9 protein-coding genes are annotated in these 15,777 nt (G+C 64.9%); 4 read left to right on the top strand and 5 right to left on the bottom strand.

Annotated elements, in window-relative coordinates; all coding sequences use genetic code 11:
* Nucleotides 1-781: 781 nt before the first annotated feature.
* The 3 genes from Y882_RS07655 to Y882_RS07645 all read right to left on the bottom strand — a co-directional run bounded on the left by Y882_RS07655 (nt 782) and on the right by Y882_RS07645 (nt 4,920).
* Nucleotides 782-1,414 (bottom strand): DUF4124 domain-containing protein, encoded by a 633-nt coding sequence (locus Y882_RS07655; protein WP_046971314.1) that lies wholly within the window; start codon nt 1,412-1,414, stop codon nt 782-784.
* A 25-nt stretch (nt 1,415-1,439) separates the two neighbouring features.
* A complete protein-coding gene (locus tag Y882_RS07650) occupies nt 1,440-2,384 on the bottom strand; it encodes a DegV family protein (RefSeq protein ID WP_046971313.1) in 945 nt (314 codons plus the stop codon).
* A 121-nt stretch (nt 2,385-2,505) separates the two neighbouring features.
* Entirely contained in the window at nt 2,506-4,920 is a 2,415-nt protein-coding gene (locus Y882_RS07645; protein WP_082121000.1) for an acyl-CoA dehydrogenase, read from the bottom strand.
* 179 nt (nt 4,921-5,099) lie between these two features.
* On the opposite strand from Y882_RS07645, the gene Y882_RS07640 reads away from it, so the two are divergent.
* The 3 genes from Y882_RS07640 (at nt 5,100) to Y882_RS07630 (ending at nt 11,116) form a co-directional block, all read left to right on the top strand.
* A complete protein-coding gene (locus Y882_RS07640) occupies nt 5,100-5,891 on the top strand; it encodes an AMP nucleosidase (RefSeq protein WP_046971312.1) in 792 nt (263 codons plus the stop codon).
* A 353-nt stretch (nt 5,892-6,244) separates the two neighbouring features.
* On the top strand, nt 6,245-9,217 hold the full coding sequence (locus Y882_RS07635) for a TonB-dependent receptor domain-containing protein (protein ID WP_046971311.1): 2,973 nt from the start codon (nt 6,245-6,247) through the stop codon (nt 9,215-9,217).
* A gap of 72 nt (nt 9,218-9,289) precedes the next feature.
* Complete coding sequence (locus tag Y882_RS07630; protein WP_046971310.1) at nt 9,290-11,116, top strand: tetratricopeptide repeat-containing sulfotransferase family protein; 1,827 nt, start codon at nt 9,290-9,292, stop codon at nt 11,114-11,116.
* A 13-nt stretch (nt 11,117-11,129) separates the two neighbouring features.
* On the opposite strand, the gene Y882_RS07625 is transcribed toward Y882_RS07630, so the two are convergent.
* Nucleotides 11,130-12,710 carry a tetratricopeptide repeat-containing sulfotransferase family protein gene (locus Y882_RS07625; RefSeq protein ID WP_082120999.1) on the bottom strand — a complete coding sequence of 527 codons (1,581 nt, stop codon included), beginning with the start codon at nt 12,708-12,710 and terminating at the stop codon, nt 11,130-11,132.
* A complete protein-coding gene (locus Y882_RS07620) occupies nt 12,707-14,287 on the bottom strand; it encodes a tetratricopeptide repeat-containing sulfotransferase family protein (protein WP_046971309.1) in 1,581 nt (526 codons plus the stop codon). Before Y882_RS07620 ends, Y882_RS07625 begins: the two co-directional genes overlap by 4 nt.
* A 159-nt stretch (nt 14,288-14,446) precedes the next feature.
* Between Y882_RS07620 and Y882_RS07615 the strand changes: the two genes are divergently transcribed.
* The gene (locus Y882_RS07615; protein WP_052949775.1) at nt 14,447-15,769 is read left to right on the top strand and encodes an aspartyl/asparaginyl beta-hydroxylase domain-containing protein; all 1,323 of its coding nucleotides are present in this window, start codon (nt 14,447-14,449) and stop codon (nt 15,767-15,769) included.
* Nucleotides 15,770-15,777 lie beyond the last annotated feature (8 nt).

The following is a 15,777-nucleotide window of genomic DNA, read 5'->3' as shown; positions in this document are numbered from 1 at the left end:
CCCTTGCTTTTAGCTCGTCATCCTGGCGCTGGCCATGTTTTGAACGTCATTCCTGCGAAAGCAGTTGGCGCTTTTTTACAGGCGAATGGCTGGTCATCCAGTGACTGTGCGCTCGGTTGTCGCGCGATCGCGACCTGGCTCGCCTGNNCACCCGCCCGCCGCGTCATACGGGGACCCCGAAGGGTCAAAAGCCGGATCAAGAGCCAGGTGACACCCTGCCGTGCGGGGCGTTGGTTTGTTGTAGGAGCGCACTTGTGCGCGACCAGCCAACGGAGCGGTACATCCCAGCGCTGCGGTCGCGCACAAGGTGCGCTCCTACAAGGGGTACACAGGGTTGTGGATATCGGATCCGGAACAGGTTGGTTACTTGTGGGAGCGCACCCTGTGCGCGACAGCCACGTTGCGGTGTACTGCTCCGTAGGTTTGTCGCGCACAGGGTGCGCTCCCACAGACAAGCGAGCGTTGCTCGATCTGGTGCGGCATCCGCGCCGCGATAGTTGGTAAGAAGGCCGTCTTGCAGGCGACCAGTCGCGCGAAGATCACTCGTGCGGACCGCAGCTGCCAGCTCCTATCCACAGCCTATGTGGATCACTAGCCCATAAGCCTGTGGATAGAAGACCCAAGCTCCTGCCACCACACAAGTTTCAGCATCCTGCGCAATCATTCACCAGGGCGGTGCGTGTTTTCCACAGCCATTGGGGAAACCCTGGTAGCAACCCTGTGGACAACTCGCTGCGCGCCTTGCGCGGCGCGCACTTGCATGGCATTGCGCAAACTTCGCTCAGCAGTTCTGCAGTTGCGCGTGCAGTTCCCGCTCGCGTTGTTCCAGTGGCGGCTGGTCGCTCTTGAAGGCGCGGCGAAGTTTGGTGGCGTTCTCGTCGAAGGCATCGCGCAGGGCGTGGCAGGTTTCTGCGCGCGTCAATTCGCGGCATTGGTCCTGCACCCAGACATAGTAATTGGCGATCAGGCCCGGTCGGATGCGTCCGCGATTGAGTTCGGGGGCGGATGCGCCGGCGGCGTTGGGGCCGCCGTAGACCTGCGACAGCGGCAGCGAGCCCGCACCGAGGATGCCGTAGGGCACCTGATAGGGCTGCGGGTCACCGTTGTCGCTCATATAGGGCTTGCCATCGGTCGCGCGCACGCAGCCGTACATGAGGGGCAGCGCAGCCATCGGTTGTGGCGGCGGCGGTGGCGGCGGTACGGGTTCGAAGGTTGGCGTGTCGGTCGCTGGGGGAGGCGGTGGCGTGACGGGCTGGGAGTCGTCCAGTTGCAGCACCTGTTGGCGCTGGTTGGCGCTGCAGGGTTTGTCCTGGAAGGTCAGCTTGCCGTTCGCGTCCGTGCATTGATACGCCGTGCCCGCCATGACCGGCAGGCCAAGCAGCAGGAGTGAAGCGAGGATGCACAGGCGGATCATGTAAAACCTCCTGAGGCGCGCCCGCTCAGAACTCGGCGACGTGTTCCTCGGCGGCAAAGCCCAGTGTCACCGCGCCTTCGCCCACGTTGACCATGCCGGTGATGCTCATGGGTGCTTCCATCAGTTCCACGCCACGTTCCTCGCAGGCGGCGCGCAGCGTGGCGTAACCGGGCAGCTTGGCCAGTTCGGCCAGATCGCCGCCATAGCTCACGCATACGGCAGGCACCAGCAGGCCGGCCTGCACGCGCTTGGCCGTGTAATTGAACAAGGTTTCCGCGCCGTGCTCGAAGCCGCGCACCTTGCCCACGGGACTGGTCTCGCCGCGGTAGCCGCGCAGCAGCGGCTTGATGTCCAGCGCCGAGCCAAGCATGGCGCTGACCAGGCCCACGCTGCGGTCGCCTTTCTTCTTGGCGCGCGCACGCAGGTAGTAGAGATCGCGCGGCAGCATGTAGCCGTAGGAATTGTTGGCGACATAGGTGAGGCGTTCGCGGATGGCGGCGGGCACTTCGCCGGCATCGATCAGCCGCGTGGCCTCGACGATGGCCGGGCCCGAACCGGCGAACAGCGTGCGGGTGTCGATCACGCGCATCAGGAACGGGCCGGTGAGGCCGTTCTTCTCGCGCACTTCGCGGTAGTGCTTCAACACGGCGAAGCTGGCCTTGACCACATGGTCGTTGATGGCGCTGCGCGTGGCGGTGATGGTGAGGCAGAACACGCAGTCCCGCTCCAGCACCAGCTTGTCGAGGAACAGCTTCTGCACGTCTTCGACGGAGCAGGGAATCGTTTCGGCCGAGTGGCTGCGACTGCCCAGGTTGCGATCCAGGAAGCGATGCAGCTCGACCTGGTTGCGGTTGTCCATGAAGATTTCATCGTCGATGCGGATGGTGATGGGCATCACCGCGATGTTGTGCTTTTGCAGAAATGCCTGCGGCAGATCGCAGGCGGCATCGATCGCTATACCCATCCGCATAATGTGACTCCCCTATGACAAGCGCGGCCAACATAGCACGCACCCTCGCATGTGCCGACCCTGACCGTTGGGACATGGGCCCGGGCGGTTTGGTTCGCTGGATAGGTCGCCACGGGCATGGTCAACGCAGCTGCCGGTAGATGTCCGGATCGAAGGCATCCACCTGCACCACGGCGTCGCGTGCCTCGTCCGCCTCGCTGAGCGCGTCGAACTCGGCCTGCGTGATGATGCCGGCAGCCAGCGCATGCTGGCCGAGCTCATCGCCGACGGCGCGGTCCAGCGTGCCGGCTCGGATCGCATCGCGCAGTTTGGTCTCCACCGGCAGGGCGCGCACGGCCTTGTCCAGCGCGGCTTCCAGCTGGCCCAGTCCCGGCTCGTTCGGGCCGGGTACGTGGATGTCGCCGGTGAGGTGGATGCGCGCTTCGCGATCTTCCAGGATGGCCCGCGCCGCGCGTTGGCCCAGCCGATCAGACGGCGGCTGGAAGCGCGCGCCCAGTGGGAACACCAGCAGCCGGACCACGCTGGCCGCCAGCTCGGAGGGCAGGTTGTCCAGCACGCCGCGCAATGCTTCCTGCGTTCTATAAAGCGCCAGGGCGACGCCCCATCGCGCCAGGTCGTAGTGCGAGGCGAGCTTGGGGCCGTCGTGGTAGCGCTTGAGCGTGGCGGCGGCGAGGTATTGCCAGGCCAGCGCATCGGCGAGGCGTCCGGAAATCTTCTCGCGGCGCTTGAGCGTGCCGCCCAGCGTGGCCATGCAGGTGTCCGACACCAACGCGAATGCCGAGGCGAAACGCGTGAGGTGCTGGTACTGGCGCGCCAGTTCGCTGTCCGGCGCCCTGGCCAGGCGCGCTCCGCTCAAGCCCAGCAGCAGGGCGCGCACGCCGCGGGTGAATACGAAGTTGATGTAGCCGAACGCGCTGCTGTCGACCGCCTTGAGGTCCTTGGCGGCAATCGCATCGATCAGCTTCTGCACCCACGGATGGCAGCGGATGGCGCCCTGGCCATAGATGATCATCGAGCGGGTGAGGATGTTGGCGCCTTCCACCGTGATGCCGATCGGCACGGACATCCACATATGCGAGAGCGCATTGCGCGGGCCGCGCTGGATCGCGGCGCCGGCGCGGATGTCCATCGCATCGCTGACCACGGTACGCATCGCGTCGGTGAGATAGGCCTTGGCGATGGAGCCGAGCACGGCGGGTTTCTCGCCTGCATCGAGCGCGCCGCAGGTGAGCGTGCGCGTGGCCGTCATCAGATAAGTCAGGCCGGCAATCCGCGCCAACGGTTCTTCGATGCCCTCGAAGCGGCCGATCGGCGTGTCGAACTGCTCGCGTACCGTGGCGTAGGCGCCGCAGATGCGCGTCGCCATCTGTGCCGCACCTACGGCAAGCGCGGGCAACGAAATGGAACGGCCCGCCGCTAGGCTCTCCATCAACATGCGCCAGCCATGGCCCGCCTGTGCCACGCCGCCGATGATCGCGTCGAGCGGAACGAACACGTCGTGGCCGACGATCGGACCATTGGCGAACGGCACGCCCATGGGATCGTGATGCTGCCCGATCACCACGCCCGGCAGGTCACGCGAGATCAGCGCGCAGGTGATGCCGCGATCCACCGCGCCGCCAAGCAGGCCATCGGGATCCTTCAAGCGGAACGCCAGGCCGATCAGCGTGGCCACGGGGGCCAGCGTGATGTATCGCTTGTTCCAGTTCAGGCGCAGGCCGATGACCTCTTCACCGTTCCATAATCCGCGCTCGACCACGCCTTCGGATTGCGTGGCCGCGGCATCGGAGCCGGCTTCGGGTCCGGTGAGCGCGAAGCAGGGCACTTCGCGACCGTCGGCGAGGCGGGGCAGGGAGAGGCGCTTCTGTTCCTCGGTGCCGTAGTGCAGCAGCAATTCGCCCGGGCCGAGCGAGTTGGGCACCATCACCGTCACCGCTGCCGCGACCGAGCGCGTGGCGATGCGCGTGACCACGCGCGAATGGCCGATTTCGGACATGCCCAGACCGCCATAGGTCTCGGGCAGCACCATGCCGAAGAAACGCTCGCGCTTGATGAAGTCCCACACCTCGGGCGGCAGGTCGCGCTGCTGCTCCACCTGCCAGTCATCGAGCATGGCGCACAGCTGGGTGACCGGGCCGTCCATGAAAGCCTGTTCGCGTTCACTCAGCGGCTTGCATTCGAAGCGAAGCAGCGCATTCCAATCGGGCATGCCGGAGAAGATCTGCGCATCCCACCACACCGTGCCCGCTTCCAGCGCGATGCGTTCGGTCTCGCCCAGGCGCGGCATCACCTTGCCGAGCATGGGCAGCAGGCTGCGGGCAAACAGGGCGCGGCGCAGCGGCGCGAAACCAGTTACCAATGCAACCAAGGCTGCCGCAAATAGCAGTCCATATAAAAGGAGTGGCGATTCCACCCCGCGAACAATCCAGGTGAGGAACAGCACCGCCAGCGCCAGCACCCAGGCCAGCCATCCGCGCCCCACGAAGGCAAAGCCGAGGAACACGGCGAGGGCGACGATCCAACCAATCAGCAGCATGGTGTTCTCCTTGGCTTGCTGCCCATCGTGGGCGGGGCCGGTTCAAGGAAATGACAACAAAGTGCCCAGCGGCGGCCCGTCACCCGCTAAGATGCACCCACTGATCTGGCATCTTGCCGGCGTGGCGTCGCCGGTAACGCGCAACCCAACCCCGGTTGCGCCGACCTCAAGGGGTCTCAATGAAAGACAAGCAGGAGATCGTCTCCAACTGGCTGCCGCGCTATACCGGCACGCCTGTGGAGGAGTTTGGCCAGCACATCCTGCTGACCAATTTCGGGCACTACGTAGACCTGTTCGCCGAATGGCATGGCGTGGAAGTGCGCGGGCGCGACCGGCCCATGCCCAATGCCACCGCCGACGGCATCACCTTGATCAACTTCGGCATGGGCAGCCCCAACGCCGCCACCGTGATGGATCTGCTCAGCGCGGTCCATCCCAAGGCCGCGTTGTTCCTGGGCAAGTGCGGTGGCCTCAAGAAGAAGAACGCGATCGGCGACCTGGTCCTGCCCATCGCGGCCATCCGCGGCGAGGGCACCTCCAACGACTATCTGTTGCCGGAAGTGCCGGCCTTGCCGGCCTTCCAGCTGCAGCGCGGCGTATCCACCATGATCCGCGACCTTGGCTACGACTACTGGACCGGCACGGTGTACACCACCAACCGCCGCGTCTGGGAGCACGACGACGCGTTCAAGGATTACCTGCGTCGTACGCGCTGCATGGCCATCGACATGGAGACCGCCACCATCTTCGCGGCAGGCTTTGCCAACAAGATCCCGTGCGGAGCGCTGCTGCTGGTCTCCGACCAGCCCATGATCCCCGAGGGCGTTAAGACGGAATTAAGCGACCGCAGCGTGACCACGCAATTTGTTGAACGCCACATACGCATCGGTATAGAAGCCTTGAAACTGGTGCGCCGCAAGGGACGCAGCGTCAAACACTTGCGCTTCGAGGCCGACACCGGCACCGAGTGAACCCCTGCCAAATCAGAGGCCTGGCGAGGCCCATGGCGGCCTGCCAGGCTTTTTTCACCGTGGCTTCACCCCGTTGCAACGATGTTCCTCGCAGCGCAGCAAGCGTTGTGAGGCCCGTTTGCGGCGCGGATTTGATGCCGGATTCGCAGTAAATTGCGATAGTTGTCACGGCACTTTGTTTTCTTGCCGTATAGATTTTATTGACTATCTGTAAGTAAAGCGTGATAAATGCCGAGCGCTGTAGGCCGAACTTTGTAGGTCTACGCCTGAATTGTTTGGGTGAATCGGGCGCGGGTTTGAGGCGGGGAAAGTCTGTCAAACCCAGTCAATATAAATAACGGGAGGGTGTTCTCATGAAGTTCGGGGAAAATAAACTGTGCACGTCGGTGCGTCTGGCTCTGTCGCTGGGCATGCTCGCAGCAAGCGCCTACGGCACTACCGCTTTCGCGCAGGACGCGCAGTCCACTACGCCGGCGCCTGCCGCTGACCAGGGCAAGAGCAAGACTCTCGAAACGGTCACCGTGACCGGTTCGCTGATTCGCCGCGTAGACGTCGAGACGGCCAGTCCCGTCGTAACCATCGATCGCGCTCAGATCCAGGCCACCGGCAAGCAGACGCTTGGCGACCTGGTGCAGCAGCTGCCGGCCATGACCGGCGGTAACGTCAACCCGCAGACCAACAACGGCGGCGGTACCGGTGGCTCGTCCATCAACCTTCGCGGTCTGGGTTCGCGTCGTACCCTGATCCTGATCGACGGCCAGCGCCTGCTGAGCAAGGATCCGAACGCCATCCCGGCCGATGCCATCGAGCGCATCGAAGTGCTGCCGACCGGTGCGTCGGCCACCTACGGTTCGGATGCGATCGGCGGCGTGGTGAACTTCATCACGCGCAAGAACTACCAGGGTGCCACCTTCACCGCGAACGTCGGCCAGTCCGATCGTACCGACGGCGACCAGAGCGGCTACACCTTCACGTTCGGCCAGACGTCCGATAAGGGCAGCATCATGGCCGGCCTGAGCTACAACAAGCAGGACGGTGTCCTGTCGGCCAACCGCGACTTCTCGAAGAACGCGCTCAGCCTGTCCGGCACCCAGGTCGCCGTCGGTGGTTCGTCCTCGACCCCGGTCGGCCGCATCCAGCTTGGCGATTCGCAGGCTGCAGCACTGGGCCTCGGTTGCAACCGCGTGTCGTTGAACGCAGGTGGCAATCCGACCGTGCTCAGCTCGGCGAACTATCACTGCTACGGCAACGCCGACAAGTACAACTACGCGGCCGTCAACCTGATCATGACCCCGCAGGAGCGCACTGGCGGCTTCATCAATGCGGAGTACCACCTGGCCGATCACGTGACGGCCTATGTTGACGCGGTCTACAACAAGACCTCGGCCAACTTCCAGCTGGCTCCGGCCGTGTACGGCTCGACCTCGACCGCCGCGTCGGTTAGTGCGGGCAACGGCTTCAACGTGTTCAACTCGCCGCAGCTGGTCAACGGCGTGATGTCGGGCGGCGGCTTCGGCACCGCCAGCGGTAACGCTTTCACCCAGCGTCTGACCTCGGCTGGCCTGCGTGAGGCCTTCACCGGCCGTACCGACGCCCAGATCAATACGGGCTTGAAGGGCGACTTCACCGTCTTCGACAAGAACTGGAACTGGGACGTCGGCTTCAACTACGGCCACCAGAGCATCGTCACGACGACGGCTGGCCTGGTCGACCAGACCAAGCTCTACACGGGCGATTCCACTGTCACCAATGGCGTGGCGACCTGCCCGGCCGGTACCGATCCGGTGGCTTGCCAGTTCAATCCGTTCGAGCCCAATTCGTCGGCAGCCAGCATTGCTGCCGTGCGTGCGGCCAGCGTGACGGCCCCGTCGAACAGCTACCTGATCGAAAAGACCTACCACGCCGGTCTGAGCGGCGAGCTGTTCAGCCTGCCGGCCGGTGCCGTGCAGCTGGCCGGTGGTTTCGAGTGGCGCAAGGACTACCAGCACACCGTGCCGGCTCCGCAGCTGGAGATCGATCCGTCGACCGGTAGCTGTATCCTGGGCAGCCAGTGCTTGAGCGCCGTGCAGGGTGGTTACACCACCAAGGATCTGTACGCCGAAACGTTCATCCCGATCCTGGCCGGCCTCCCGGGCATCCAGTCGCTGAACCTGACCATCGGTGACCGTTACTCGAAGATCGGTTCCTTCGGCAGCACGAACAACTTCAAGTTCGCGCTCGAGTGGAAGCCGTTCGACGACCTGCTGCTCCGCGGCACCATGGAAGACGTGTTCCGCGCTCCCAACCTGACCGAGCTGTATTTCTCGGGTTCGGATGCTCCGCTGATCCACACCGATCCGTGTACCAACTACGCTGGCGCCCCGGCAGGTTCGCCGCTGGCCATCGCTTGCGCGAACGTGCCGGCCAACGGCACCTTCCAGAACCAGTACGTCGTCTCGCAGACGCAGGCTGGCGCTGTGGTGCAGGGTTCGCGCGTGGCAGGCTTCCCGGTCAAGCCGGAGCACGGCAAGTCGTATGACTTCGGCTTCGTGTACAGCCCGTCCTACGTGCCGGGCCTGTCGACCACGGTCGACCTGTGGCGCGTGAACCTCAACGACACCATCACCACGGTGGGTCTGCAGAGCCTGCTGAACCTCTGCGCCAATGGTTCGACCCAGTACTGCCAGTACATCCAGCGTCAGGCCGGTGGCCCGAACGCCGGTCAGCTGCTGCAGTCGACGGTTGAGCCGACGGGTAACCTGGGTTCGTTGAATACCTCCGGTATCGACTTCTCGGCCAACTACAAGCTGCCGCAGTTCTCCTTCGGCCAGTTCAACGTCGGCCTGAACGCGACCTACCTGAAGTACTACGACCAGGTCACCGCGCCGGGCGTGGAAGGTTCGGTCACCTACAAGAACGCCGGTCACCTGCTCCCGTACGGTTCGGCTGCCTCGGCTGCCTGCCCGGATAACGCTGGCGTCTGCTTGTTCCCCCGTTGGCGCGGTCAGGCCTTCGTGGATTGGCAGGCCGGTGGTTGGAGTGCCCAGTGGCGCATGCGCTACATCGGTCGCTTCCAGAACGGTGCAGCGACGGGTTCGCCGCAGGATAGCTTCCCGAACGGTGAGTCGGGCACGATCCTCAAGTACGGTGCGACCACGTACAACGACGTGTCGGTCGGCTACAACCTGGCCATGATCAACACCCGTCTGGACTTCGGCATCAACAACCTGTTCGACAAGCAGCCGCCCATGCTGTACGCGAACAACACGTTGAACGCCAACACCGACCCGAGCGACTTCGACCTGATGGGCCGCTACTACTGGGCTCGCGTCACGGTCAAGTTCTAAGTCGTAGATATAAGCGTTAACCTTGAGGGCCGCGTGAGTCATCACGCGGCCCTTCTTTATTTGCGTGAAGCCATGGCTCCGAACGAACTCACCCAGATCACCGCCGCCATCCAGAGTGGCCAGCTCCAGCGCGCCGAACAACTGAGTCGCGAGGCGCTGCTGCGCTACCCCCAGCAAACCGACCTGACCTTGATGCTCGCCCTCAGCCTGCACCTGCAAAAGCGTGTAGACGAGGCCTTGCCCCTCTACGCCGAGCTCGCGCAGCAACTGGACAGCACCAGCAGCTGGAACAATTACGCCACCGCCCTGAAGGACTCCGGCAATGTGCCCGAGGCTGCCAAGGCCTTTGCGCGTGCAGTGGAGCTGGATCCGGGCAACGACACTGCCAAAAGCCAACTTGGGCTGCTGTTGATCGAACTGCGCGATTACCTGACGGCGCGCAACCTCTTGCTAGATGTGGTCGCCGCGGACCCCGATTCGCTGGCTGCCCGCATCGATGCGGCGCGCGCCTGCTGCCACTGTCAGGATACGGAAGGCGCCACGGAACTGCTTCGTCGTTGGCGGCAATGGCTACCGTTCAACGATGACGACCTGCAGCTGTCGCTGGCGCAAGTGTTGACCTTGAACAACGACATTCCCGACGCGGTCGACCTGCTGGAGGATTTGCTGGCGCGCTGGCCAGCTCAGTTCGACGTGCGCCTGCTGCTGGCCAATCACTATGAGCGGTTGAACCGTCTGGCCGATTCCGAAGCCGTGCTCGCGCCGGTCTTGCGCGCCGGCTCGAACGCCACCGAAGTGCAGTCCAAAGAAGCCAGTCACCTGCTCGCCACGCTGGCATTGCGCAAGGGCGATGCTGCCACCGCCAAGGATCTGCTCGAGCGGGTGGGTCCGGAAGCGGCAAACAGTTACAGCCATTACTTCCAGCTTGCATCGGTGTACGACAAGCTGGGCGAAACCTCATCCGCGATGGAAGCGCTGCACGTCGCTCACCGCATAGAAGCGGATGAGCGGCGCTTCGATTCACCGGAATTCTTCGTGGCCGGCGCGCCCGCCATGCCGGTCGACGCGCCGCCTGTCACCGCCGAGCAATTTGCCCGTTGGCCTACGCTGGCGGCGCCAGAGACGCGTGATTCGCCCATTTTCGTCGTGGGCTTTCCGCGCTCGGGTACGACTTTGCTTGAGCAGGTGCTGGACGCGCATCCGGGCTTGCAGTCGATGGACGAAACCCCGTTCTTCAACCGGCTCGCCGGCATCCTGGGCAATCACGACCGCCGCATCCTCGATGACCTGAGCGTGCTGCGCCAGTTCGATGCCGATGAATTGCGCAAGCGTTACCACGCGATGGTGGGCGAGCGGATCCAGCGCAATCCGGATGCGCGCCTGGTCGACAAGAATCCGTTGAACATGCATTGGCTGCCGATCATGTATCGGCTGTTTCCGCAAGCGAAGTTCGTACTCGCCGTGCGCCATCCGTGCGATGTCGTCCTGAGCTGCTACATGCACAGCTTCCGTTCGAGTGCCTTGGCGGCCGCCTGCAGCAACCTGGAGCGGCTGGCCCATGCCTACGTGGAGACCATGGAGCGCTGGCTGGACGAGGTGAACATCCTGCAGCCGTCGGTGCTGGTCTCGCGCTACGAAGATCTGGTTGATGACTTCCCTGGCCAGGTGTCGCACATCGCCAATTTCCTGGAACTGGACGACGCCTCGCCCATGCTCGGTTTCGACCGTCATGCCCGCAGCAAGGAGTACATCGCCACTCCCAGCTACTCGCAGGTGATCGAGCCGATCAACCGCAAGGGCGTGGGCCGCTGGCACAAGTATCGCGAGCAGTTCGAACCGCTGTTGCCGATACTCGAGCCCATGCTTCGCCACTGGGGCTACGACACCACGTCGGTGTGAGGCGGGGCGGCAATCAGCGTGTGTTGATTGCCGCCAGCTCCGGCATATGCGGCAGGTAATGCTTCCAGCGTCCGACCGCATGGGTATACACCGCCTGGCGTGCCTGCCAGGCGCTTGCTGTTGCGATAGCGTTGGTTTGTTCTGGCAGCATGGCTGCTTGCGCTGTTGGGTCGGGAACGCCCAGCCACTGCGCAACCGTGGCCAACGTCTGCTCCGGCGCTTCGACCACTTGCTCGTAGGACACGCTGAGGAACGCGGTGGGATAGCGTTCGCGCCAATGCGCCGCCAGGCGCCGGCAGTCGCGGATGACGGTGGCGATGTCGCTCATGTCATAGGCGTAATCATGGGCCGGGTCATGGAACGACTGCGACCACAATGACAGGGCGGTGTCGCGCGGATCGCGTTCGCAATGGATGATCCGCGCATTCGGCCACAGCGCCATGGCCAGGTCCACGCGCAGCAGGTTCAGCGGCTGCTTGTCGATATACCAGTGCGCGGGCTCATCATCCTGGCGCAGCTGCCGCGCGTATTGCCCAGCGGCCTCCTCCAGTTGCTGGCGCGAGGGCGAGACGGTCGCCAGCCGCTGTTCCCAGAACGACAGCCAGCCCAGTTCGCCGCGAACCTTCACCGACGGATAGCGCGCCAGGCGCTGCGCGAGCAAGGTGGTTCCCGATCGCGGTACGCCGACGATGAAGACGGGCGTCCAGTCGTCTGCCGGCGGCAGCGTCAGGGGGTTGGCCGGTGCCGCCAGGCGCGCTTCGATGCTGCGTTTCCACAGTTTGCGCGACCACTGGCTGCCCGCGTGGGCGAGGGTATTGGCCTGTCGAAAATAGGTGGCGGCCGAGGCGAAATCGCCGAGGTCGTCGTGCGCCTTGCCCAGCGCGAACAGTACGGCGCGGCGCGTAGGCTCGCTCAATCCGGGCCGCTGCAGCAGGCCGTGGAAAAAGGCGAAATCGTCATGGCCACGATCGGTGTAGCGCTGCAGGCCGGCCAGGCCGAGCGGGATGTTCCAGTCGATGGCATCAGGCGTCTGCTCCAGCGCGCGGACGTAGTGCGCGCGGGTGCGCTCAAACTGGCCCAGCTGGATGCCGAGCATGCCGGCGTAAGCGTGCAGGCGCGGATCGTCAGTGCCTGCACGTATGGCGTTCTCGCAGATGGTGAACGCCTCGTTTGGCCGTCCATAATCATCGAGCATCTCGACCGCGCGAATGACGGTATCCACCTCTTGCGGACCCTGCGCGAACGCCGAGAGCAGCACTTGGCCAAGCGCAAACAGGCGGCCCTGTTCGCGCAGCAGCGAGGCGAGCAGGAAGGCGGCGCCGGTATCGCCGGGATGGGACTGCAGCCACTCGTGCAGCAACTGTTCCGCCCGCTCACTGTGGCCGTTCTGCCAGAGCAGCCCGGCCAGCCCGAGGCGGATCTCGGCCGACTCGGGGAAGCGCGTCGCGGCGGCGTCGAAAACGGCGAGTGCGGTCGCTGTGTCCGAGCGCAACGCGAGTGCGCGCCCCTGCGCGAGCCAATCGTCCTGTGGCTGCGACGCGAGCGCGTCCAACAGTGCCGACACGCTCCCCAGGGGCGTGTTGGCGATGGTCATGCGTCGAGGGCCGGCAACTTCAGCGCGGCTCGCAAGGGATTGAGCAGTGCGCCGTAGCGTTGTGAGCGCGCGGTGTCCGTGCGCATCGGCTGGCGCACCTGGGTCGCACTGGGCGAACGCACCACGCGCTGGTTCTGGTGGAAGTTCACACAGGCGTCTTCGAACGGCAACCCGCAGAACGCGAGCAGCTCGCGGATCTGCGTTTCCGGCTCAGCGACCATCGCCTCGTAACTGTGCTGGCGAACGTGCGCGGGATGCAGCGCGGCGCTACGCGACACGCTGCGGTCGAAGTCGTGCCAGAAGGCGGCCAGATCATCGAAGCTGCGGCTATAGCCGTTGCTGCCGTCCAGCGGCTGGCGATAGCAGGAGAAGCAGGTCTCCAGCGGATCGCGACGGACCACCACGATGTGCGCGCCCGGCAGCATGGCGCGGATGGCGCCGATGTAGATCCAGTTGTTGGGCAGCTTGTCGGTGAAGACCGGGCGTTCGCTGCGCCAGCGCGCCGTGCGATCGAGGTAGCGCTGGCCCAGGCGTTGCCAGTCCGCTGGTGTCGCCTCGCGTGCCCATTGCGGAATGGGCTTGCCGCCCAGGCGTTTGGTTTCCTCGGCCAGCACCTGCGGAAGATCCGGCAATTCGCCGGCGCCTTCGACCAGGGAATGCGAAGCGAGAATCTGCTCGACCAGGGTGGAACCCGAACGGGGCAGGCTGACGATGAAGATCACGTTGCGGCCCAACGGCTCCTTGCTGCCGGCGGGTGCGGGCTCGAACGCATCCGAGATCGTGCCGATCGCGTTGGAAAAATGCGGTGCATTCCAGGCCTGGTAGCGACGCGCGGTGGCATTGGCACGCGCCAGCGCCTCCAGCGACTGGGCATATTGCCCGTCGTCATCGAAGGCCTTGGCCAGGGCGAAACCGATGGCGATGCGCTCGTTTTCCGTCGCATCGGAACGCTGCAGCGCCGCCTGCATCTGCGCGACGTCCTTGGCATCGAAGCGCTGCGTGCGCAGATCAGCCAGGCCCCACCAGGCCAGTCCGAAGGTGGGACGCACCGACAGCACGCGCCGATATTCCGCTGCCGCCGCCTCGACGTCGCCGCGCGTGCGCAGCAGGTCCGCCAGCAGTGCACGGGCGGCGACGTGATCGGGGGCGAGGGTCACGGCACGCTGCAGCGCTTGCGCGGCTTCTTCGTTGCGTACCGACTTGGTCAGCATGATGCCGAGGTTGTACCAGGCCATCGCCAGTTTCGGCTCGAGCTCGCAGGTGCGGCGCAGGGCGCCGATGGCGCCTTCGTAATCGCCCGCCGTGCCCAGCAGCGAACCGAGCGTGTTGTGGTAGAGCGCGTCCTGCGGACGCTGCGCCAGCGCGCGCTGCATCAGGCGGACGGCGTCGTTGTGCTGGCCGCGCAAGCTCAGGATGCCGGCTTTCATGCGCAGCACTTCCGGATGGTCGGGATAGGCGGCGAGCACGCGCTCGAGCTGGCGGTCGGCCTCGTCGGCGCGCCCGGCGTCCAGCGCCTGGGCGGCGATCATCACTTGTTGGGTGGCTGATGGTCCCAGCCCTTGCAGTCGCGAATTCATCAGTGGCCCGATCGAAGGGTAGGACTACCGCGACACAGCTTCCTGCTCACGAAAAAAGCGCGTGCGGCCCGTCGAAACGCGTCTATTATGCCCATATGCACCGGGGTGGGGACCGCGGTGCGCAATGCATCAGTGATGTCGCAAGCGGCGGGAGCAACGATGAATAGCGGAGTGGGAGTGGCAGTGCCGGCGCTGCGTGAGATGGCGCTCAACGGATTGCGGCAGGGCGATGCGGCACTGGCCGAGCAGTATTTCGCGCGCCTGCTGGAGCAGGTGCCCGACGATGCCGAGGCCCTGCAATTCGTGGCCAGCCGCCATCTGGCGCGGGGAGACATCAGTCGCGCGCTGGCCATGCTGACGGCCGCGGTGAAGGCGCACCCGGAACATCCGGATCTTCTGCACCAGCTGGGCGTGGCGCAGACCGTCGCCGGCGACCTCGCCGGCGCCGCGGCAAGCCTGCGCCGGTGCGTGGACATCGCGCCCAACATGTTCGTGGCGCGCCTGCGCCTGGGCATCGCGCTGGAGCAACTGGGCGAGATGCATCGAGCGCTGCTGGCCTATTTCGGCGCGGTCAACGCCGCCCAGGCACAGGGGCGCTGGATGAGCGACGACACCACCGCGCCCGGACTGCGCCAGGCGGTGCAGCATGCCATGCGCTTCATTGACGCAGGTCGCCACCGCACGTTTGATGCGGTACTGGAGCCGATGCGCGCGCATTACGGCCGCGATGCGCTGTCCCGCGTGGAAGCCTGCCTGGCGATCTATCTGGGCGAGCGTCGGGCCGAGCTGCCCGATCCCCGGCAAAAGCCGAAATTCCTTTATTTCCCGGGCGTTCCCAGCCAGGCCTATTACGGCGCGGAGCGCTTCCCGTGGCAGGCCGATCTGCAGGACGCCACCGCGATGATCCGCGAAGAACTGCAGTTGGTGCTGGCGGAAAACCGGCCATTCGAGCCTTTCCTCGGCGAACAGACCGAAGAAGGGCTCAAGGGGCATCTGCGCTCATCCGGCGAGCAACCCGCCGCGTGGGACGCCTTCTTCTTCTATCGCCATGGCGACCGTTTCGATGAGCATCACCTGCGCTGCCCGCGCACCTCGGCGGTGCTGGAAGGCGTTCCGCTGGTACGCATCCGCGACCATGCACCGGAGACGCTGTTCTCCGTGTTGCGGCCGGGCACGCACATCCTGCCGCACCGTGGCGTGACCAACACGCGGCTGGTCACCCATCTACCCCTGATCGTGCCGCGCGACTGCGCGATCAATGTGGGCGGCGAGCTGCACGAGTGGAAGGAGGGCCGCTGCGTCACCTTCGACGACACCTTCGAGCACGAGGCGTGGAATCGCAGCGACAGCACGCGGGTGGTGGTGATCCTCGACAGCTGGAATCCCGACCTTACCGAGGTCGAGCGAATGGCGGTGACCGAGCTGGTCGAGACCATCGGCGATTTCAACCGCGCCAGCGAAGTGGCCGTACCCGGCGGGTGACCGAAGCC

The sequence above is a fragment of the Dyella japonica DSM 16301 genome (genome assembly GCF_001010355.1).
Taxonomy (GTDB): Bacteria; Pseudomonadota; Gammaproteobacteria; order Xanthomonadales; family Rhodanobacteraceae; genus Dyella; species Dyella japonica.
Note: the sequence above shows the minus strand (reverse complement) of the source record. Positions and strands in the feature narration are given on the sequence as shown.